Origin of the sequence: Thioalkalivibrio sp. ALJ4, from assembly GCF_000377225.1 — a bacterium.
In the GTDB taxonomy this organism is placed as follows: Bacteria; Pseudomonadota; Gammaproteobacteria; order Ectothiorhodospirales; family Ectothiorhodospiraceae; genus Thioalkalivibrio.
In genome coordinates, this window is record NZ_KB897919.1 from 371,247 (window position 1) to 391,057 (window position 19,811).

19 protein-coding genes and 1 pseudogene are annotated in these 19,811 nt (G+C 55.1%); 8 read left to right on the forward strand and 12 right to left on the reverse strand.

From position 1 onward, the window contains the following. Nucleotides 1–168: 168 nt before the first annotated feature. On the forward strand, nucleotides 169–1,362 hold the full coding sequence (locus C936_RS0111270; RefSeq protein WP_231363264.1) for a sensor histidine kinase: 1,194 nt from the start codon (nucleotides 169–171) through the stop codon (nucleotides 1,360–1,362). A gap of 144 nt (nucleotides 1,363–1,506) precedes the next feature. On the opposite strand, the gene folK is transcribed toward C936_RS0111270, so the two are convergent. Next, the gene (gene folK, locus C936_RS14715) at nucleotides 1,507–2,052 is read right to left on the reverse strand and encodes a 2-amino-4-hydroxy-6-hydroxymethyldihydropteridine diphosphokinase (RefSeq protein WP_081616859.1); all 546 of its coding nucleotides are present in this window, start codon (nucleotides 2,050–2,052) and stop codon (nucleotides 1,507–1,509) included. A 403-nt stretch (nucleotides 2,053–2,455) separates the two neighbouring features. On the opposite strand from folK, the gene C936_RS14720 reads away from it, so the two are divergent. Together C936_RS14720 and C936_RS14725 are read left to right on the forward strand one after the other, a co-directional pair. Next, complete coding sequence (locus C936_RS14720) at nucleotides 2,456–3,229, forward strand: (5-formylfuran-3-yl)methyl phosphate synthase (RefSeq protein ID WP_081616860.1); 774 nt, start codon at nucleotides 2,456–2,458, stop codon at nucleotides 3,227–3,229. Between the two features lie 162 nt (nucleotides 3,230–3,391). Then, on the forward strand, nucleotides 3,392–4,096 hold the full coding sequence (locus C936_RS14725) for a HisA/HisF-related TIM barrel protein (RefSeq protein ID WP_081616861.1): 705 nt from the start codon (nucleotides 3,392–3,394) through the stop codon (nucleotides 4,094–4,096). Here C936_RS14725 and C936_RS15195 read toward each other — a convergent pair. From C936_RS15195 to C936_RS14735, 3 genes and pseudogenes are all read right to left on the reverse strand, one after another. Beyond that, the gene (locus C936_RS15195; RefSeq protein ID WP_081617400.1) at nucleotides 4,093–5,232 is read right to left on the reverse strand and encodes an ATP-grasp domain-containing protein; all 1,140 of its coding nucleotides are present in this window, start codon (nucleotides 5,230–5,232) and stop codon (nucleotides 4,093–4,095) included. The genes C936_RS14725 and C936_RS15195 overlap by 4 nt on opposite strands. After that, nucleotides 5,219–6,079 (reverse strand): NAD(P)-dependent methylenetetrahydromethanopterin dehydrogenase, encoded by an 861-nt coding sequence (locus C936_RS0111280; protein WP_231363222.1) that lies wholly within the window; start codon nucleotides 6,077–6,079, stop codon nucleotides 5,219–5,221. Before C936_RS0111280 ends, C936_RS15195 begins: the two co-directional genes overlap by 14 nt. A gap of 97 nt (nucleotides 6,080–6,176) precedes the next feature. Then, nucleotides 6,177–7,100 (reverse strand): annotated as a pseudogene (locus tag C936_RS14735) (beta-ribofuranosylaminobenzene 5'-phosphate synthase family protein); the annotation flags it as partial. Here C936_RS14735 and C936_RS15145 point away from each other — a divergent pair. Further along, nucleotides 7,005–7,205: a hypothetical protein gene (locus tag C936_RS15145; protein WP_231362972.1), complete on the forward strand. Its 201-nt coding sequence runs from the start codon at nucleotides 7,005–7,007 to the stop codon at nucleotides 7,203–7,205. The pseudogene C936_RS14735 and the gene C936_RS15145 overlap by 96 nt on opposite strands. A 228-nt stretch (nucleotides 7,206–7,433) precedes the next feature. Here the strand turns inward: C936_RS15145 and C936_RS0111295 are convergent, their stop codons facing one another. The 4 genes from C936_RS0111295 to C936_RS0111310 all read right to left on the reverse strand — a co-directional run bounded on the left by C936_RS0111295 (nucleotide 7,434) and on the right by C936_RS0111310 (nucleotide 10,526). Further along, nucleotides 7,434–7,613 (reverse strand): (4Fe-4S)-binding protein, encoded by a 180-nt coding sequence (locus C936_RS0111295; RefSeq protein WP_018174272.1) that lies wholly within the window; start codon nucleotides 7,611–7,613, stop codon nucleotides 7,434–7,436. An 88-nt stretch (nucleotides 7,614–7,701) separates the two neighbouring features. Next, complete coding sequence (locus C936_RS0111300) at nucleotides 7,702–8,778, reverse strand: NADH:ubiquinone reductase (Na(+)-transporting) subunit F (RefSeq protein WP_018174271.1); 1,077 nt, start codon at nucleotides 8,776–8,778, stop codon at nucleotides 7,702–7,704. 76 nt (nucleotides 8,779–8,854) lie between these two features. Further along, nucleotides 8,855–9,256 carry a group 1 truncated hemoglobin gene (locus C936_RS0111305; protein WP_018174270.1) on the reverse strand — a complete coding sequence of 134 codons (402 nt, stop codon included), beginning with the start codon at nucleotides 9,254–9,256 and terminating at the stop codon, nucleotides 8,855–8,857. Between the two features lie 88 nt (nucleotides 9,257–9,344). Further along, entirely contained in the window at nucleotides 9,345–10,526 is a 1,182-nt protein-coding gene (locus C936_RS0111310) for a fatty acid desaturase (protein ID WP_231362970.1), read from the reverse strand. Nucleotides 10,527–11,115: 589 nt separating this feature from the next. Here C936_RS0111310 and C936_RS0111315 point away from each other — a divergent pair. Continuing rightward, entirely contained in the window at nucleotides 11,116–11,394 is a 279-nt protein-coding gene (locus tag C936_RS0111315; protein WP_018174268.1) for a hypothetical protein, read from the forward strand. Here the strand turns inward: C936_RS0111315 and C936_RS15045 are convergent. Next, entirely contained in the window at nucleotides 11,391–11,705 is a 315-nt protein-coding gene (locus C936_RS15045; RefSeq protein ID WP_196800032.1) for a hypothetical protein, read from the reverse strand. The two genes, C936_RS0111315 and C936_RS15045, sit on opposite strands and share 4 nt — an antisense overlap. A 324-nt stretch (nucleotides 11,706–12,029) precedes the next feature. On the opposite strand from C936_RS15045, the gene C936_RS15200 reads away from it, so the two are divergent. Together C936_RS15200 and C936_RS15205 are read left to right on the forward strand one after the other, a co-directional pair. Continuing rightward, the gene (locus C936_RS15200; protein ID WP_081616864.1) at nucleotides 12,030–12,491 is read left to right on the forward strand and encodes a DUF5131 family protein; all 462 of its coding nucleotides are present in this window, start codon (nucleotides 12,030–12,032) and stop codon (nucleotides 12,489–12,491) included. Next, nucleotides 12,446–12,913: a DUF5131 family protein gene (locus C936_RS15205; RefSeq protein WP_369699447.1), complete on the forward strand. Its 468-nt coding sequence runs from the start codon at nucleotides 12,446–12,448 to the stop codon at nucleotides 12,911–12,913. The genes C936_RS15200 and C936_RS15205 overlap by 46 nt, the downstream gene beginning before the upstream one ends. A 128-nt stretch (nucleotides 12,914–13,041) precedes the next feature. Here the strand turns inward: C936_RS15205 and C936_RS0111325 are convergent, their stop codons facing one another. From C936_RS0111325 to C936_RS14750, 3 genes are read right to left on the reverse strand one after another with little or no spacing between them, the layout of a single operon-like run. Then, nucleotides 13,042–13,683: a response regulator transcription factor gene (locus tag C936_RS0111325; protein ID WP_026278839.1), complete on the reverse strand. Its 642-nt coding sequence runs from the start codon at nucleotides 13,681–13,683 to the stop codon at nucleotides 13,042–13,044. Next, the gene (locus tag C936_RS0111330; RefSeq protein ID WP_018649547.1) at nucleotides 13,676–16,147 is read right to left on the reverse strand and encodes a PAS domain S-box protein; all 2,472 of its coding nucleotides are present in this window, start codon (nucleotides 16,145–16,147) and stop codon (nucleotides 13,676–13,678) included. The genes C936_RS0111325 and C936_RS0111330 overlap by 8 nt, the downstream gene beginning before the upstream one ends. A gap of 4 nt (nucleotides 16,148–16,151) precedes the next feature. Continuing rightward, the gene (locus C936_RS14750) at nucleotides 16,152–17,318 is read right to left on the reverse strand and encodes an acyl-CoA dehydrogenase family protein (protein WP_026278840.1); all 1,167 of its coding nucleotides are present in this window, start codon (nucleotides 17,316–17,318) and stop codon (nucleotides 16,152–16,154) included. A 476-nt stretch (nucleotides 17,319–17,794) separates the two neighbouring features. On the opposite strand from C936_RS14750, the gene C936_RS0111340 reads away from it, so the two are divergent. Continuing rightward, complete coding sequence (locus tag C936_RS0111340) at nucleotides 17,795–19,723, forward strand: sigma-54-dependent Fis family transcriptional regulator (protein WP_018174264.1); 1,929 nt, start codon at nucleotides 17,795–17,797, stop codon at nucleotides 19,721–19,723. Nucleotides 19,724–19,811: the final 88 nt, after the last annotated feature.

Sequence of the window (19,811 nt, forward strand, 5' to 3'; positions counted from 1 at the left end):
CAAGTGTTCTACCGCGTTTAATGTGCTTAACTGCTAATTATGGAGTCCATACCCTTCGACTACCTCTGGATCGTAGGCGCTGCCGTAATCCTGGTGGCCTTGGGCGCAATTCACACGTTTCGCCTCAATGTCCGCCTCCGACGCACGGCACAGGAGCTGCAGCGCGAGGTGAACGAAAGGCACCGAACGGAAAACCGTCTAGCTGAACATGAGGCACGCCTGCGACAGATAATCGATACTGAGCCAGAGTGCGTCAAGCTCCAGAATCTAGAGGGCCGACTACTTGAAATGAATCCAGCAGGCCTTGCCCTCCTGGATGCCAATAAACCGCAACAGATCATTGGCACTTCCGTTTATCAGATGGTCGCCCCCGAGTTCCGTGAGGCCTATCGCGACCTGACTCGCCGCGTGTTCGACGGCGAATCGGGCGTTCTCGAATTCCAGATTGTAAGCCTTAAGGGAAGGCGGAGGTGGATGGAAACCCACGCTGCGCCGCTACTTGACGCCGATGGTGCCATTGTTGCGCTGCTCGGAATCACGCGTGACATCACGCCCCGTAAGCTCGCTGAGGATGGTGTGCGCCTGCACTACCGAGAGCTCGCGCGTGCCGCCCGCATCAATACTATGGGCGAAATGGCATCTGGCCTAGCACACGAGCTTAATCAGCCTCTTGCCGCTATCGCTAACTACGCCAATGGCTGCCTACGCCACTTAAATTCCAACGCATGTACACCAGACGAACTCACCTCCCCTCTCGAGTCTATTAGCAGCCAGGCCAACCGTGCCGCTGAAATCATCCAAGGCTTACGTCACTTCGTAAACAAGGATCCGCCCAAGCAGTCCCTGGAAGACCTCAATCGCATCCTTCATAGCGTAATTTTGATCGCCCGCCCGGAGATCAACCTTCACCATGTCCAGCTGCACCTAGACCTCGAACCTGAACTTCCCTGCATCGAAGTTCAGCCAATCCAGTTAGAACAGGTCTTACTTAACCTTATCCGAAACGCTGTAGAAGCCATGGACGAGACACCCCCGTCCCTCAGACATCTCGTGATACGCACATCGTCAGAAAGCCACAAAGTATTCCTTGACGTTCAAGACACAGGCCCTGGAATGCCCTCCCATGTTCTGCTGCGTGTATTCGAACCTTTTTTTACTACGAAAGAAACGGGAATGGGTATGGGACTGCCCATCAGTCGCTCAATTATCGAAGGCCATGGAGGCGAGCTCAATGTCCAGTCGGATACGAAAGATGTGGGCCTTTCGATTCAAATCACCCTGCCAACTGTTACACACCCCATGCACCAACACTTGCAGGCCCTCAAAGCTGATTCGCCTACTCCACCAAACGAAAACAAATAGCACAAAGCCAGAAAGACAACCAAAACACGGTTTTAGATATAGCGTCATGTACTCTAGGCTAGCGGAACAACCCGAATGAAGTGCATCCTCTAAAACAATACCGCAAGACCGATATCCGCTATAATCAAAACTATCCCGACACATTTACATCCCGACCCTGTCGCGAGGGCGCCCGATTCCACTCTTGTTCAGAAACGGATCAACCAAACGAGGCCTTTCCATCCTGCATAAGGCCACGTGCGTTTTAATCAAGACCCCATTAGGAAGGACAAGATCCGGAGCGATCTCAGCTAGCGGATACAATACAAAACTTCGCCACAATAGATACTGATGCGGAACGATAAGCCGCTCGCATGCGATGTCCTCGTTCCCATAAAGAATCAAATCCAGATCAAGAGTACGGGGACCCCATACTTGCCCCCGTGCACGCTGATGGATGCGTTCGATTTTCTGAAGATGATCCAGCAAATCGAAGGGCGAAAGCTCGGTCTCTAAACATGCCACTGCATTGATGAAATCCGGTTGCCCTGATGGCCCTACTGGCTCAGTGCGGTAGAGTGAGGAGATACGATCTACGCGGGACTGCGGAATTTCGCCAAGTCGGTCCTCGGCTTTGGTTACTTGGGTAATCGGACCATCCAGATTGCTCCCCAAAGCCACATACGAACGGATCCCATTGATGCGTACCATTACTCATCCTCATCGATAAACGCCAGAGTCGTCCAAGCTCTTCCCTCGATCGATCGCCAGTCAGGTTGCTTCAGTGCCCGGAATGGTCTGGGGCTGCTCTGCTTGTAATCGGCACTCTAGACGCAATTTCTACGCCACCTGAGATTAGCCCTCATGTGGCCTGTGCAAGTCTCCCGGCTGGCGCTCCGACTCATGTCAGTCACTGGCTCTGGGCCAGAACAAGTGTCACTGTCTGTGTCCCGAAAACGGTACAGAATGACAAGGTGCTGCCTCAGCAAGGAGCCCCCTTGCCTTGCCACTACATTGAACACATTGACCGAAGACCTCGCATACCCATCGGTACGCGTTGGCATATTATTTGCTGCCCTTTTGATGCCATCTCTTTCGCGAGAACCCTTCCGACATGAACCGCGCACTCCGGGCACCGCCCATCACAACCAATCCGTCTCGACCTCTCTTCCTTGCCAGTGTGCGTGATCGCTCTGAAGCCGAGATTGCGATGAGAAATAATGTTGATGTGATCGACATGAAGGAACCGTCGAACGGAGCCTTGGGCGCTGTCAAGCTGTCCGAATTGAGAAAGGTCATCCGGTTCACAGCAGGACGAAAGCCAATCAGCGCCACCATAGGCGAGCCTGGCATGAACCCAGCATCGATGCGGCGCGCCGTGATGGAACGCTTTGACGCAGGCGCAAACTACGTAAAAGTAGGCTTTCCACGAATCTCTGACGTGAATGAATTCGTATCGACGTTACCGCACGGATATTGTGCCACCCACAACCTGGTTGCCGTATTGCTCGCAGACTTGGAGCCTTGTCTTGGTTGGCTTACTCTATTAAGGGACATGGGATTCGCTGGTGTAATGTTAGACACCAACGCAAAAACATCCGGCAGCCTTTGCCAGCACTTGTCTACTTCAACGCTTGCTCGGTTTATTGACCGCTCGCATGATCTCGGGATGTTTTGTGGCCTTGCCGGCTCCTTGCAAGGTCACGAGGTTCCACGTTTACTGCGTCTAGGACCCGATCTAATCGGCTTTCGATCGGCTCTATGTACAGAGGGTAGATCGAGCACACTCGACCACGAACGTGTCCGCAATGTAGGCCGCATTTTCACGGCTCCCCACCGGGGCCCAAGCGATTACATGTCTGAGCAGGGGCTGATAAGTTATCCTTGAGCCTTCGCTCTTGGGTGGCCCCAGAAAGCTTACTCGCGGAAGCGCAAAGGCACGGACATGGGAGACGATGTGTCATGATAGCCCGAGCGGTCCCACGAGGTGGTCATACGACCGTACATTAAGCCTACCGATCAAAAGCCTTGCCGGGGGAGCACCTGCGCAATGAAGGTAATTCCGGTCATTGACCTTCTGAGAGGCGAGGCAGTCCACGCTCGCCGCGGACATCGAGACACCTATCAGCCGCTACGGACTCCAACGTGCGCAGACGGAGATGCACTGACGCTTGCACGATATTATACGGTCGTGCTCGGCCTGGATCTGATCTACATTGCGGATCTCGATGCAATCCAGGGGCGCGGCTCTCAAGCAGGTTTGCTCCACGACATCGCCGCCGAGATTTCACCAGCAACGCTTTGGGTTGATGCGGGAATCCGGCAGCATGGGGATCTTGAACCCCTGCTTTCTAAACCTGGCATCCTGCCCGTTATCGGTAGCGAAAACCTTGTGGATACATTCTACTTGGCCGACCCAGAATCGGGTAGACAAACGGTACTTTCACTGGATTTTGCCGAAGGACAATTTCTGGGTCCGCCGACACTGGAGGAGCAGGCATGCTTCTGGACGGGGGAAACCATTTTGATGGACATCTCGCGTGTCGGCACTGCGCATGGGCCGAACCTAACGAGGCTGTCGAGATATCAACGCGCGGCCCCTTCGGTTGGGTGGTTCGTCGCTGGAGGGATAAGGAATGCCCGAGATCTAGCTACACTGAAGAAACGTGGTGCGGCGGGCGCGTTACTTGCCACATCTTTGCATAACGGACAGATCACCCATAAGGAGGTTGCAGCATTGGTCGGAAGCGATTAAGCCTCAAGTCGATGCTCAACGACTCCCGGCTCGCGCGCAAACAACATTGCCCGTAGCCATCTTGACCGCTTCGCCAGAATCGTTCGAGTCTCCAGAGCGGATCGGCCTTCTCCCGATATAGAGCATATTGGCTCACCCACCCCCACTAATGTGCCAGTCGCGGGTCGATCTTGACTCCAGCCCGGCCACTGAACGGGTCCGATGCGAACTTCCTGCTTCGCGAACAGGATGCGAAAGCCCCGGGTCAGACTGTCGACTGGAAGCGGCTTCGGTAGTTGTCCCATACATGCCCGCAGGTGATATGCAACCAACCCTCCCCTCCGCAACCGGGGCTCATGCAATTCCATGGTGGCGGTAGGACGCGGATTAAGTTCCAGAAACCAGGGCCTTCCTGCTGCATTGACCATGAAGTCCACACCATTAAAACCCCGCAGCCCGAGCCTTGCTGTAAGCGCCGTCACCCAATGGCTGACGGTACTCTCCAGAGAAGCTGGTACGCCTTGCATTGCTACTGCACCAGCGTACAGGTACGGCCGCCCAGGCATCCGGGTCAGCAAGAGATGGTGATAGCCCAGAATTTGAGCTCGATGCCCATCCGCAACGAACAAGACCGATGCGGGTTTACCTGTGATATATCGGCGATAGCAGCCCGATTGACTGATACCCTTCTTCGCCGGGTAAACACCCATGCCTCCGCAACTCGAGCGAGTCTTGAAAAGCCAGCCATCCAGTTGCTCCGGCTCGTCCATTCGAGTTTCGGGATAAGGAATGTCCAGGTCGTCCAGTACCTTTGCGAACCTATCCGGTGTGTCTACCATGTTCCACACTTCAGGGAGATTCCCCACTACATGGAACCGGCGTTCTAACTCCACTAGTGAGCCTCCTTTTCCTTCGAACCCCGCCCCTGCTATCAGCATTGCGGACTCGAACGGCTTCCCCAATGTGCCAAGCAAGAGTTGCTCTGGGGTCTCCCCGATCGTTCCTTGAACCTTTAGCACCCGCCACGCGGCCTCGCGAGTGTCCAGATCGGAATAATTGTCGACCGCGACAACTCGTAGCCCACTTGCACTCGCGGATTGCGCCAATGAACGTACGCTGTGCCCAGCCAGAACAAGTGTCGGCTCAGGATCCTGCATTGCCGCGCGCAGCTTCAAGAGCGTGGTCGAAATGCAGGTAGACCGGCGTCTCCGTCGTAAGCATTTGCTTCAGAAGCGCTTGCTGCGCCTTGTATTTGACGTTGCCAACAGCAAGTGCCCCAATCGCTCGAGCACAACCTGACCTCGCTTCTAGAGGCTCACTACTGGACGTCACGCCAACGCCCTCGATCCCCTCCGGAGGTACCGCGTTGACGTCGCACGCGACGAGAAGCCGAGCAGCATACTGGAGATGACCGGCGTTCAAAACCTGAATTCCTGCCTTGGCTGCCCCGAAGACAACCTCTGCATCTGCAAGGAGTGTGTGTATTTTTCCGTCATTCGATCCGTCTGCACCCTCGAGGTTCGTTCCGAAACGCTCGTTGCATTGCTGTGCAACCTCATTTGCCTTGGTCAGGCTCTCATGGCTCACAATGCTCACATCCGCGCCTGCTCGCGACGCGAGCGTCCCGCATACCGACCCAACCGGACCCGTTCCACCGAACACCAGCACCTTTCTGTTAGCAAGCCCTTCTTCCTCGACGCGAGAGAGCGAATCCTCGACGCAAGCAATCATCCCGGCCGCGGTCGTGAAGGCTCCGCTCGGATCAGCAAATACCGAGATCTCAAAAGGTGGCACCATCGACCTGCGTGCTGCATCTAGCATGTCCATTGCCAGGAACTGATCCCTTCCACCGACGAACATACCTGTACGGCGTACTCCTTTCGGGCCGCGCGAGAAGATGGCGTCCTGTGTCAGGCCAGAAATCTCCGCCAGTTCCAGGTTGTTATATGCGAGGCAGTGCTCCCAGCCAGCATCGATCGCCATATTGGCGTCAAACGGACTCAAGTTCGCCTCAGGCGTTACCATATGTAATATCGCGGGTCGGGTCATTCGTTTCCTCGCCTTCTGTGTGAATTAAAACTAGAGGGATACAGCTGGCCGGTTAGAGCGAAGCCTCCGGGCAGACTTCGGACACCCTGCGGCCGTGATTGGATGCTGCAACAGTGCGGAAATGCAGTGACTTCTCATCCGAAAAACGGCGATTGGCCTTCGCGCTGACCTCTTGAGCTGTCCTTTCATCAGGCAAGATCACAAACCCCGTTGGGCCCCAGGAACTCTGCCCAACACCCTCAAAGCCAAGCGATTGAGCCCAGGCGAGAACTCTTGCGACCGCGGGACTGGCGAACCTCCCTCCCTGTGCCGGCGCGAAGTGCTCGCCCACCGTGCGCTGGATCTCCCCAATCCCTCTACCAAATCCGTCCAGATCCCGTTCCATTAGAGCCGGCGCCACCTGCATCAGGGCAATGTGACACAGATGTGCTGCTCGTTCCTGGGGAAACACCGGAAGTTGCGCAAAGCCTCCGGACTCCGCACTCCCATGCAGGCCCTGAACATCATTCACCAAAATCAGAAGAATCCGCCACTCACTCGGAAACTCTATCCGCGACAGGATCGGAGGAGGTTCCCCCCCTTCCGTTCGACCGCAATCCATCAGGAAACCGCCGAGATCAAACGCACCTATTCCAACCCCCGAGCGCCCTCCACGATCGAGGATCGTCGCAAGATTTCTCGAATTCGTTTCTAGGTTCGCCAATCGCTGTAGCGCTGTCCCTACCGCCAGAGACATCTGGGTACCCGAGCCCATGCCCGAATGTGCTGGGATAGATTCCTCTACACAGACACGCCACCGCCGCGGCGATAGACCAAAATGAGTCGCCAGCCGATCCAAGTAAGTCTCGGCACGTCGCTGGGATTGTGTATGACCCTCAAGATCCGGCCGCGCAATCTCTTCCAGGTATTCACCGTCACTAGCCACCACGACACGCGTCTGAAACGTATCGATGGCGAGTCCGAGGCTGCCAAACCGTCGGCCAAGGTTCCCGTTGAGATCGAGGAATCCAAGATGCAAACGCGCTGGGGCGCACACCCTTGCAACCGCACCGTGGAATTCCCTGGCATTACCATAATCTAGCATCAGGCGCTCCCAGGTCTCGTCACCTTTCCACCCCTACTCCTCGCCCATTCGTCCGAGCACTGCCAAACGCAACCACGTTGATTGGCTGGGGACACCAAAACAACGACCGTGAACGACGCCCACCCTCGAAACCGCTCACCCGCGATTACAGAGCCAACCTGACCTTGCTCGCCCGACGCCAGAGGTGCTCCTTGTACGGACCTAGAGAACCCCTGCGACTTCATGTTACTCCTTCACAGTAAAAGCTTTCGCTGGGCAAGCGGACACCACCTTAAGAACCTCCTCCCAGCTGGCATTCTCCGGCTTCACAATCAGCTTATCATCTTGAATAAAGAACGCCGTGGGCAAACTGTTCACGCAATTCCCACTATGAATGCACTTATTGCTATCCCAAATCACCTTCATCGTGCTCTCCTTTCTCACTTTTACCCGCATCAGTCGCGGCTTGCAATATACCTAGCGCGATAACAATGCACGTTCTCTTTGGAACCCACTATGCGACCTCACTTCCGGCCCTCGGCTTGTGGGAGCTGTCCAGAAACTTGTCGAAGTGAATTTTTGACTCTTCCAGACCAGCTCGTCTCAGAACCGATATTCCAGCATCTACCATCGGGGGTGGCCCACAAAGATACGCTTCGTACCCATCCAGATTCGATATCACCTCCGTTATCGTGTCGGTAACGTTACCCCGCCGACCTTCCCAATCGCTCTGCTCCGATTCAAGCGACAAAACAGGAACAAACTGAAAGTCACCCGCGCCTTTGGACTCGAAGGCTTTCATCTCGTCCAAGCAATAAAGATCCTCCTGCGTCCGCGCCCCGAACAGGACAGTTACCTTTCGTCGACTTGGCCTGGAAAACTCCTGCTCAAGTACCGCTTTTATCGGCGCAAGACCACTACCCCCTGCGACACAAAGCATCGGGGCATCTGTCTCGCGAAGAAAGAAGGTTCCGAAAGGTCCGCGTAGTGTTACAGGCGAGCCTGTCCGGTCTTCACCAAACAGCCAGGTCGTCATGACGCCACCCGGGACGTAGCGGACGAAGAACGTTGCCGATCGGGACTCTTCCGTCTCCGGTGCCCTGGCAAAGGAGTAGTTGCGTGGCTCATTAATAACGCCGGGTACGACGAGCTCGGCATACTGACCGGCGAGATACTCCGGGAGAGGATCATTAAGGCGCACACCCACCTCAACGATATCGTGTGTCAGACGCCGATATCCTCCTATTACGCCTTCCACCTGACCCGGTTCGGGCAAGACCAGCTCGCCCGATTCAAGATCGACTTCCACCTCGATATCGCTCTTAAGCAAAGATTGGCACGCCAAGATGCAACCGGCATCCAAGTCTTCCTCCTCAAGCGTATAACTGAAGTCCACCAGAGGTTTTATCTTTCCACTAACCAACCTGGCCTTGCAGGTCCCGCAACTTCCAACCCTGCAGCTATGAGGCCACGCAATGCCATTGTCCAGGGCCGCTTTCAGAAGGTTGTCACCAGGCTGGACCGTCAACGCTTTGCCGGAAGGCTTGATGTCAGCCTTGAACGGACCCTTGCGGGCAAATAATCCAAACATAAGACAGTGTCCTTGCCAACGTTTACGAGGGGATATGAAGAAGTAAATCCTTACGCAGATGACAACGCTTCTAGCCTTAAAGGTAGACGACTTCGGGCTTAAGCGAGTACAGAATGGAAAGTACTTCGTCCCGTTCGCGCTTACCGACCTGATGCTTGTCGAGGGCCTTCAGGACATCATCCACCACGGCGACAAACTCAGTATCGTTGATGTTCATTCCCTTGTGCGCGGAAATCATGTCTTTTCCGGTATACTTCTCAGGCCCCCCGAATCCCTCGCAGCACATTTCTGTGACCAGCCGCTTTACCTCGTCGGGATCACTCGCCTCATAACGGTTCTTTACAAGGGGATTTGTAATATGATTGTGGAATATGTCTTCTACAATGGCCTCGATACCTGGCCGCTCGCCTAAGCGTTTGTAGAGTGTTGCATCTGCATCGGCCGTGGCATCTTTTACTGACTGTTCCGTAGCACTCATCGCTTTATCTCCTGATCCTACGATTTCCTGTTAGCGCACCAAGGGCGGGTGGTACGGTACGAGACCGCCACCCGCCTGGCACTTTCTTCTACAGGGCGTAATTGACGTCCATGCTGTACCCTTCAATCTCGGACGGATCGACCTCGTATCCGACCTTGCGATTGATCTTCTGCGCGATCTCGCGCTCCTCGGGGCTGGCGAAATCACGATCCCAGATGGCCAGCTTCCGCTTCATGATTCGATGCCACAGTGGCGGTACCAGTGCCAGCACGAACTCCGTGTAGTAACCGAAACCGGTATTTGGGGCACCCTGCGGCGCACCACCGACATTCGAAAGCTCCCAATAATGGGTCTCGCCTCGGTCGTGGTGGTCGGCTTGCCGGCCGATTTCAATGAACGCCCAGCTGGTAAACATGCTGTCGTTATCCCAGGAGTGACGATATTCAATCGGCTCTCCCTTCACTCGAATCAGCCCGTAATGCTCCATGTAATTCAGGGCCTCAAGTTCAAAGTTGGCGATGACCCATACGGTGAGCATGGCCGCCAATCCGATCAGCATTCCTTCCACTCCGCCGCCCCAGTAACCAAGGCCACCGAACGCGACCACCACAGGGACGCTCATCAGGTATCCACGGATCCAGCGGTTGGACAGGGAGAAGAAGGACTTGCCCTGGCGCTTCAGGCGTTTCCGTTCCGTCCGGATGCCGAAGTAGGACTGCCCAATGTGCGAAACAAGGAAGTGCTTATAGATACTGCGCCCGCGAGGTGCCGTAGCCGGGTCGACATCATCGCCCATCTTGTTGCCTTCGGGACCCATCCAGGCACGGCCCAGCTCAAGATGATGGTTGTACACGTGCGCAAAGCAGAAGTGCGCCGCACCGGACAGCGCCATGATCCACCGAGAGATCAGGAAGCTGGGCCCCTTGGTATGGGAGAGCTCGTGGCCGTAGATGATACCCAGCCCTTGATGCAGGGCGACAGAAAGTGTTGCCGCCATGAGCTCCAGACCCGTAATGCCGTTGGTGTACTGGAAAGTCCAGCCAAAGGCCGTAAAGGTCTGCGTCTCGATGGGCACCCCGGCGGTATACTGGAAGACCCTCCAAGCCAGGGCCGCCATCAAGGCAACGAACACCGGAAGCATCAGATACATGACGAGATTGTGGATGACTCCAACCCCGGCAGGCCTACCGTCCTTCGTTGTAGCCGCTCCGCTGGTATGAATATTACGGGTCAGCGTATCCAGGATAATATTCAAGGTGAAGATGGTCATACCAAGCCACACCCACATTCCCCCTGCTAGCACGCCCGCCAAGGCAGCCAACAGACCGATGGGTGTCCACAGGTACACCAAGTGTCCAAATACCAATCTGCGTAACATGATGACGAAACCTCTCTCTAGTCACAGAACGTTAATTCGGCGAATCTGGCTCTAGCCACCTTCCACAAGAGCTTTGCTCGCCTGACCACCATGTTTAGGAGAGATATCCCTACGGAACCATCCGCAAATGTACGCAACCGGTACGTACACCGTGCATCTACAGGCCATACCCTTCCCTGTTTCATGATCGATCGCGAGACCGGAGGATCCCTATCTCGCGCAATTCCCGTGGTGCTTATGCTAGACATACCCTATAAAGCGAGCATGGATTTCCAAATACTCTGTATTCAATCCGCGTTGTCTCGCAATCAGTACCGTAGTACTACCTTTTCTCTACTGAGCTTCTACTACTAGGCGCCCCGATCGACCTTAGTCTAAATATATGCATTACTCTTAATGGCCCTACCCTAGACCATTAGAGCCGTAAGCCACAACAGAACCTATTCGCACTTCCGATCAAGACCTAGAGGGGAGAAATACAATGCTTCAATCAGCACTGGAAAGAGATCTTGAGGCCAGACCCTACGAACGCCCCATCCGAGAGTTCGGCGAAATCGTAGCCAAGGATTCCGACATGCTCACTCAACTGGATGAGTGCCCCGACCAAGACTCATTTATCGAAAAATACCTCAGCATGGCCAAAAAGCACGGAAAAGAATTCACGCGCGACCAGCTTCTCGTTGCTGTTCAGGAACAGAAAATGGGGTCGAACTGGATTATCCCGAAATCGGTGTTGATGATGGTCAGGGATCGTTTTTAAGAGGAGCTTTTATGACGAACGAAATCAAGACTGACGCAGAGCGAGTCGTTGGACAGTGGGATGGTCGGTCTGCAGATGATCTCCAGAGCGAACTTGAACGCATCTTCCGGGAAATGCGAGAGGATAAGGCTCGCGACCGGCTGGTCGCCCGGCAGATGCCCCACCGAGAGCAACTCCCGGAGGACCTGCAAAGTTTTAATGCGTACCATATCTGGGGTTGCGACCCCGAGGGCCGGTGTGTTGTTGGTACGCGTGCAGACCGGATCGAACCCGTCGACAAGATCCGGACGTACTCGCTTATTGACCATCACTAGGTCACAACCATCCTCAAACATCCCTCGCGGTGGGGACTCGACATGGGACGTTGAGCATCGCCCCACCAGCGGGCAGGACCGAACCTCCGGACAGACCTCCGCCCGTCGGGATTTCGAACAACACGGCATTTTGTTGATCCAACCCTTGCATCCATATTTCGAGCCGATCGCCCCGGTTGCAGGATTGAGCACAAGACCCGACCACCGAGACGTCCTCTGGCTGTTAGGAGATGAGGACGCTGCGGTCAGTTCACCCGCTCGTATATCGTATGGTCGCGGGTCCCTCATGGCTCAAGTTTCGACCGTTAGCAAGGTTGTTTTATGTCCACACGAACCCTAATCGAATGCACGGATGCTACTTGGAACGTCGTGACGGGTTGCGAAAAGATTAGCGCTGGATGCAAGAATTGCTACGCTGAGCGCCATTGGCGACGGCTTAGTAAAAACGCAGCCACCCTCTACTTCAACCGCTCCTTTGATGATGTTAAAGCTCACGCTGATCGTTTGTCGCTGCCTCTGCATTGGCGGAAGCCGCGCCTAGTTTTCGTCAACTCGATGAGCGATCTTTTTCATCCAGATGTGCCATTTACGTTCATTCACAGGGTGTGGTCGAAAATGATGTTCGCCCACCAGCATTTTTACCAGATTCTTACCAAACGTCCTGAAAACGCCCTGGCATTTTTCGGTGGAACTCGTCACTACCCCTCCAGCAGAGGATTCAGCCGTACTGCCGACAGATCTGGCTGGGGGTCTCGGTTGAGAGTCAGCCGATGGCTGATTTGAGGATACCGTGTCTCCTTGAACTGCCCATTGCCGTCCGCTGGTTGTCCGTGGAGCCCCTCCTTTCACCGATCGCTCTGACTCCATACTTGACTGTGCGGCAGGGAGAGCCCCCTGAGCCGATCGCGATATGCGCCAAATGCAGTGGCCCAGACCGGGCTCGTGATAAGCCACACTCCATCCATTGGGTGGTCATTGGCGGAGAAACCGGACCTAGGGCCCGCCCATGCCATGTCGACTGGATCCGAGGCGTTTTAGAACAATGCCGAACGGCTCATGTACCGGTATTCACGCGTCATTTGGGCAGCCGAGCCATATGGGACGAGGAGGGGTGCACTGTGTTGCTGCCCAAATCAATTCGAACCGCGCACAACCGGGAAAGATGGCCCAAGGGCCTGAACGTAAGCGAGTATCCTGCATACTGATCTGCCGCGAGACGGATCCAAGCTCTTACTTATAGCACGTGGACAACCCGGCCCCCTCTGCGAAGCCCCTTTCCGGCTAGAGACCCTGCCAACCGCATTGGAGCCCCTACCCCAGCCAGAGCGCCCCATTAGTCTGGCTCCTTTTCTGGCTCCAAACCGGCCTTCAAAACAATCTCCATAAGCTCCCCAATCGACCGGGCTCCCAGTTTGCTCATAATACTTGCCCTGTATCCTTCCACCGTTCGAACAGAAAGCTCCATCTCATACGCAATAATTTTATTGGGCCTGCCTTTGCCAAGGCGTGCCAGCACCTCTCGTTCACGTGGGGTAAGGCCGGCAATCTTCTCTTTTACACGCCTTGCATGATCTTCCTGTTCCCAGATCTTTCTGTATTCCTCGATCGAGGTGTTAATCGTGTCAAGGAGATCCTGGTCGTTGAAAGGCTTCTGCAGAAACTCCACCGCCCCGGCCTTCATCGCTCGGACCGTGATTGGCACATCCCCGTGCCCAGTGATAATAATTACCGGTAGTTTTATCCCTCGTTCTCGCAACACATCTTGAAGATCCAACCCACTCATACCTGGCATTCGTACATCTAGCACCAGACAACCACGAGTCTTCTCGTCCACCACGTCCAGAAACTCGGAAGCTGACGCATATTTCTCGCTCCTCAATCCAACTTGGTTTACCAGAAACCCAATTGAGTCACGAACCGCCGCACTGTCGTCCACCACATGTACGACGTTGTGGTCTTCCGATAAATTACTCATCCTTCTCCCCCTTCGCCTGTGGCACTGTAAAGCGGAAGACTGACCCCTGCGGACTTGTCTCCTCCAACCACAACCGACCTCCATGTGCCTCAACAATACTCTGACTTATCCCTAGACCCACCCCCATTCCCTTTTCTTTTGTAGTGAAGAACGGCTCGAACAGACGATTAGCAATATCCGGTGGACACCCATGTCCACTATCACGCACATCCACCGTCACCTCGGTCGCCTCATTCCGCGTAGCCGTTATTGTAACGTTTCTGCAACCGGGATCGCGTTCCGACACTGCTTCCATTGCATTCCGCACCAGATTTAACAAAACCTGCTCCAACTGTATGCGATCCGCCCAGACCGGAGGCAACCTATCCGGAACATCAAAGTGAACGTTTATCAAATTCTGCAATGCTTCGGACTCAACGAAGCTCTCAATCTCCCCAACAATCTGACCTAACTCAACAGAGCACTCTTCAATCTCGCCTTTTCGGGAAAACATCCGCAACCGACGAAAAATCTCGGTTGCGGTTTCAGCTTGTCGTAGCACTTGCTGGAGACCGTAGTAAAGATCATCCGGTTTATATTCCCCCGCAGAGAGCATTCGAAGACACGTCTGGGTAAAAGTGGTTATGGCGCAAAGTGGCTGATTTAGCTCATGCGCCAGTCCTGATGTCATCTCACCCAAGGTGCTCAGCCGTGCCACGTGCGTGAGCTCCGATTGGCGCAATCGATTTTGCCTCTGAGTTTCCACTAACTCGGTTATATCATGCCCTGTTGAAATAAAGTGGGTAATCTCTCCATTGGCATCTCTAAGCGGAGTTATCGTTCTTTGCTCGTGATATATACTTCCATCCTTCTTTCGATTCACCAGCTCGCCTCGATAGGCTTTTCCACTACTAATCAATCTCCAAATCTGATTGTAGAACTCCTGATCATGAAATCCTGAACGCAACACTCCAGCCGGACGCCCGATTAGCTCCTCCTTCGAGTAACCGGTCATGCATTCAAATGAGCCGTTGACGTACTCTATCATCCGGTTTCTGTCGGTTATCATGACAGCATCGGCTGCCTGCTCAAGCGCGCTGGAAAGCTTCCGCATTCGTGCTTCGGAGCGCGCACGCTGCCATTCCCGGCCGAGCCACTGGCCCATCATCTTAATCAACTCTTTATCAGCGTCTGTAAACTCATCACTCTCGGCTTTATTTCCCCAAAAACATAACGTCCCTTCGATAATGTCATTTACCAGATACCGAACTCCGATGTAGGCCACTGGCGTTTCACAACTCTTGTTGATTCCTGAACAGTTTGGACCCTGCCCATCGCCAACATAGGTGTAAGGCTCCTTCGATTTAATGGCTCGAAAGCAAAATCGGTTTGAATGCAACCCGGCGTTCTGTAGTCCATCGAGATCCATGGACCCCACTGATGCGATGATGTCGAATTCCTCACCGTTGATACTCGTTACCATACCCTCTGCCAGGCCGAACTGTGCGCAAGCCAGCTTCAGTACACCGCTCAGTTTTTCGTCGAAACAGATGTCTTCGCGGGTGCTTATCTCGTGGAATTTCCGCAATGTCTTGACGTGCTTCCGTAACTTCTCTTCCGCATCTCGCCGCTCGGCCTCGGCGTCGACCCTCGACGTGACGTCCTGCAAGATCACCATCAAGCCAGGCTGGCGCATGGTATTTCGATAACAAAGCGGAGCCATCGTAATTGCGATATATTTCCTCACGCTATCCGTTTCGCGTAGCCGCACCGTCCTTTGCGCACTCGGACTACGCCCTGTTGCAATTTCGGTTCGAAGATTTGCGATCACAGGATGGTCGTCCTTTGAAAAAAGGTCGTTCAATGCGCCCCCAAGCGTAATGCGGTTTGTGGCGTTAAGGATTTCCTGTGCTTGATGGTTTAGCGTAAGAATGACACCCGATGCATCGATCGTCATGACGCCGATAGGGGCGCAGTCGAGCAATTGGTCGAGATACTGGTTCAATTCCGGTTTTAGGTGCGGAAGCTTCTCGAAACGCACCTGAGCACGACAGAGAGCGTGATGGTGGCGCTGTCTCTGCCTGCGGCGGTTGACCGCTTCCATTAAGGCATTGGGTAGTGCAGTCAGATCCTCACTCGACCAGGGTATGACCTCGCTCCCGAGGAACGGGCTGAACATAAGGGTTCGTCTGAGGGGGCGGCATGCCTCAGGTCGAGTGAGTATGATGACTGGAAGAAACTTGTCGATCGTGTGTATTCGTTGCGCGATTTGGACCGCAAGATCAGGGCTCGTCCCAAGCAACACTACATCAACCGGCTGGCCGTCCTCTTCTAAATGGCTTGAGAGGTCAGCTTGATCATCAAGCGTCTCAAGGTCGACGTCATCCGGGCAATTTTCTCGAATAGCGTCCGCCACGGCGGGCTCGGACCCGATCATCTTGATGACAGGGCATTTTTCGGCGTGAAGAATCTCAGCATTGTGCATTCGGTCAATCCGCCAGTAATGGTTGCCCTAGCAGGGCCCTTCCAGTCCATACACGCAGCAGGTCGGTGGTTGGAGACATCAGCCCCGAGGCGCGTGCATCGCGGAGTAATCTGTGCAAAAGAGATCCGCTGCGATATCCGATTCCTCCGCACAAGGTCATACTCTCGTTTACCACGTTGACAGCGCAATCTGCCACTTCCGCCTTTGCGGACATAACTCCAATCAGTGCGTCCGGTGCACCTGCATCAAAGTTCGCAGCAGCGTAATAGGTGAGACTTCGGGTTCGTTCCAGTTGAGCCCACAGTTCGCCCAACTTGTGCTGGAGAACGGACGAATGCGATAGGCTGGTCCCGGAATGGCTGTGATAGCGACGCATGAGGTGGCCTCGCGCCTCTTCCAGGGCGGCAGTTGCAACGCCGAGGTATGTTCCGGCCAACGCAACGAGAAAATAGGGCAAGATAATGTTGAAGATGTACCAGATCTGCTCGCCTTCGCGGCCTAGTAGATTGGACCGAGGAATCTCGATGCCCTGCATCAGCATTGAACACGAAGAGTTTCCCCTTAGACCCAAACCATCCCACGGCTCACCCCAATCGAGACCTTCGGAATCCGCTGACACTACAACACAGGAAAACCGACCGAGCGAAGCGGACCCATCTCCAACGGTCACGGCGGATACAACATAGGAGTCGGCCTGGCCACCATTCGTGACGAACGTCTTTTTTCCGGTCAGGCGATAGTGTCCGCTTTCTGCATCCTCCAGCGTAGTTTCAGGTAAGTAGAAATGTGCCCCGGTTCCAGCTTCACTCAAGGATAGCGTTGTGATGTGGTGACCCGCGCAAATAGGTTCTAGGAAGCGCTGCTGCTGGTCTGGTGTGGGATTAGCGGCAATCACGGAGGATCCCACGCAGTGCATGCCGAAACAGATAGCCGTTGACGCACATTCTTGGCCCAGAACTTCACACACCTTGGCCAGCGACGACAGACCGTAACCACAGCCGCCATATGCCTGCGGGACCACCATTCCGCCTAGCCCGACGTCCTGTAATGCCCGGATCCCTTCCGCCGGCCACTCCCGCTTCTCATCGATCTGACTGCTGTAACGAGCGACGGTCTCCGTTGCGATTTCTTGGACCCTGAGCAAAACCGTGTCAAAGTTTTCATCCCGCATAAAGGCGCCTCTCAGCTGCTTTTTTACCCCCTAAGCGCTGGCAGGCTGGCCAAGCCGGAGCTAGAGGTTACATCCGGTCATGAATCCATTCACGACGGCTGGGTGGGTCGAAGGATGACGGGAACTGTAGGCAATCCCGCCCGCTCCGGAGATCGCCGTCTGGGCCAGCGTCATTGCCGCGCCCGGAGCGTGCTATATATGGTGGTTCTGCTTATCGCGGCTCCCACGCAAGGAGTGGACGCGAGTCGAACCCAGCCATGAAGTCATGAACTCATGAACAAATAATAGACGGGATGTCTACGGTCCTGTATGCGCAATAGTACGCAAGCGTCTATCGTTTCGGTTAAAAGAGGTATTCAATAGCGTATGAGGGAGTACCGCACTGCCTGCCTTGGGCATGGGTGCGTATGGCGAAGCGGGCATTGGAGTCGCAAGTTGCTTTGAAGACCTCCTCGCCCGGCAAGCAAGGAGCCAAAATGACCGACATGAGCCGGGAAACCCATAGCCGATCCATCCTGGATGCGGTATCGGGTGCCCCAGGGTGGGAAAATTCTACCGACAATCATATCCTTGCATCCTGGAAAAGGTGCCTGAGCGAATACCAGCTTGATCCAGACGCCGCCCCAGAGCCGCGATTTGTCTCCGATGGGGACCTTCGGCATCGTCGGGAAGAGTCCCGCACACTGGTGGAAATCGCCCAGGAAGAGATGACCAATCTGTACCAGCAGGTTGCTGGAACCGGGTACTCGATTCTGCTGACGGACTCCGACGGCGTACTACTAAAGTACGTCGGTGATCCCATATTCACCGATGCGGCCGCTTCAACCGGACTGCAAGCTGGCGCGATCTGGCACGAACAGTATCAGGGGACCAACGGCATCGGGACCTGCCTGGTTGAGCAACGCCCTTTGGTGATTCACAAGAACGACCATTTCTTTGGCAAGAATATCCGCCTCACCTGCTCGGCGGCACCAGTCTTTGATCCGACCGGGCGCGTCTGCGCAGTGCTGGACGCGTCCAGCGAATCACGCATGGCACAGCAACACACGATGGTCCTGGTGAACATGTCGGCCCAGTTGATCGAAAATCGCTTGTTCCTCTGCGGCATGCGAGACCACTATCTGCTCCGTTTTCACAGTCGGCCAGAATTCGTGAACACGCTCGGGGAAGGTATTGTGGCATTCGACCCTGCGGGGCGCATACTGGCAGCCAACCGCAGCGCGCTGTTCCAGTTGAACGAGAATCCTTCAGACAGAATCGTGGGGGAGCTTCTTCGAGACGTCTTCAACATTCGTGTTGACACAGCCCTGCAATACGCCCGTTCCCCGGTGACGCAGCCTGTTCCGCTGCATGACAGTCGCCAGGGTCGACGGTTCTACGTGAGTTTCCAACCACCGGCTAGCCCACCAGCCGCGAATCTTCCGTCGTCGCGAGCAGAGCACGCCAAAGTTCCCGCCCCCCAGTATGCGATGGAGGATCTTCACTGGGGCGATACCCGGATGAATCACAATATCGAGCAGGCCCGCAAGCTGCTGGACAAGGACCTGCCCTTCATGCTCCTCGGCGAAACGGGTTCCGGCAAGGACGTATTCGCGCGAGCGATACACCTGTCCAGCGCGCGCCACCGAGAGCCCTTTATCGCAGTAAATTGTGCTTCATTGCCGGAAACCCTAATTGAAAGCGAGCTGTTCGGATATCGTCCAGGCGCCTTCACTGGCGCGAGCCGCGAGGGGAGCCGCGGGAAGATTGTTCAGGCGGATGGCGGCACCCTCTTCCTTGACGAAATCGGCGACATGCCTCTAGCTCTGCAGGCGAGGCTGCTGCGGGTGCTTGAGGAGCGCGAAGTCGTCCCGCTGGGCAGCGAAACGTCCGTACGAGTGGACATTCGAGTCATAAGTGCAACACACCAGGATCTCCAGCAACAGGTCGCCGAAGGACGCTTCCGTCAGGATCTGTTCTACCGACTCCGTGGCATCAGCCTTACGATTCCACCGCTACGCGAACGTCAGGACCGCAGAGAGCTAATCCAACGTCTTCTGGAAATCGAAGCAGGGGACAGCGAGGCAGTATCCCTTGTGCCGGACGCCCTTGCCATTCTCGATTCATACCCATGGCCCGGTAACATTCGAGAGCTCCGCAGTGTCCTTCGTACGCTGGTCGGATTATCGGAAGATGGCATTATCCGGGCCGAATCGCTTCCGGAATTCACGCTGCAGAACAACCCCGAACTGGAAACACAAGCGGCCGACCTGAGCAACCCCCTGACACTCGCGGAACGCGAGACTCTCCTGCGTGAGCTAGAGGGCTGCCATTGGAATGTTTCCCAGGTTGCGGCAAATTTGGACGTCAGCCGTAACACTCTGTATCGAAAGATGAAGCGCTGCGGTATCAAGCCTCCCCGCTAATACCCAGCACGACCGCTCCAATCGCCATTACCCCGCGCAGAACCCTGGCACAGGTCAACTGCGGCGCGCATCGCCATGTTCACCGAAT

Excerpts from the sequence above, each read along its gene's own strand:
- C936_RS0111305 (WP_018174270.1), bottom strand. The coding sequence starts at position 9,256 with ATGAGTGCTACGGAACAGTCAGTAAAAGATGCCACGGCCGATGCAGAT.
- C936_RS0111340 (WP_018174264.1), top strand. The coding sequence starts at position 17,795 with ATGACCGACATGAGCCGGGAAACCCATAGCCGATCCATCCTGGATGCG.
- folK (WP_081616859.1), bottom strand. The coding sequence starts at position 2,052 with ATGGTACGCATCAATGGGATCCGTTCGTATGTGGCTTTGGGGAGCAAT.
- C936_RS0111310 (WP_231362970.1), bottom strand. The coding sequence starts at position 10,526 with ATGACCATCTTCACCTTGAATATTATCCTGGATACGCTGACCCGTAAT.
- C936_RS14720 (WP_081616860.1), top strand. The coding sequence starts at position 2,456 with ATGAACCGCGCACTCCGGGCACCGCCCATCACAACCAATCCGTCTCGA.
- C936_RS0111315 (WP_018174268.1), top strand. The coding sequence starts at position 11,116 with ATGCTTCAATCAGCACTGGAAAGAGATCTTGAGGCCAGACCCTACGAA.
- C936_RS14725 (WP_081616861.1), top strand. The coding sequence starts at position 3,392 with ATGAAGGTAATTCCGGTCATTGACCTTCTGAGAGGCGAGGCAGTCCAC.
- C936_RS15195 (WP_081617400.1), bottom strand. The coding sequence starts at position 5,232 with ATGCAGGATCCTGAGCCGACACTTGTTCTGGCTGGGCACAGCGTACGT.
- C936_RS14750 (WP_026278840.1), bottom strand. The coding sequence starts at position 17,318 with ATGCGGGATGAAAACTTTGACACGGTTTTGCTCAGGGTCCAAGAAATC.
- C936_RS0111325 (WP_026278839.1), bottom strand. The coding sequence starts at position 13,683 with ATGAGTAATTTATCGGAAGACCACAACGTCGTACATGTGGTGGACGAC.
- C936_RS0111295 (WP_018174272.1), bottom strand. The coding sequence starts at position 7,613 with ATGAAGGTGATTTGGGATAGCAATAAGTGCATTCATAGTGGGAATTGC.
- C936_RS15200 (WP_081616864.1), top strand. The coding sequence starts at position 12,030 with ATGTCCACACGAACCCTAATCGAATGCACGGATGCTACTTGGAACGTC.
- C936_RS0111300 (WP_018174271.1), bottom strand. The coding sequence starts at position 8,778 with ATGTTTGGATTATTTGCCCGCAAGGGTCCGTTCAAGGCTGACATCAAG.
- C936_RS0111330 (WP_018649547.1), bottom strand. The coding sequence starts at position 16,147 with ATGCACAATGCTGAGATTCTTCACGCCGAAAAATGCCCTGTCATCAAG.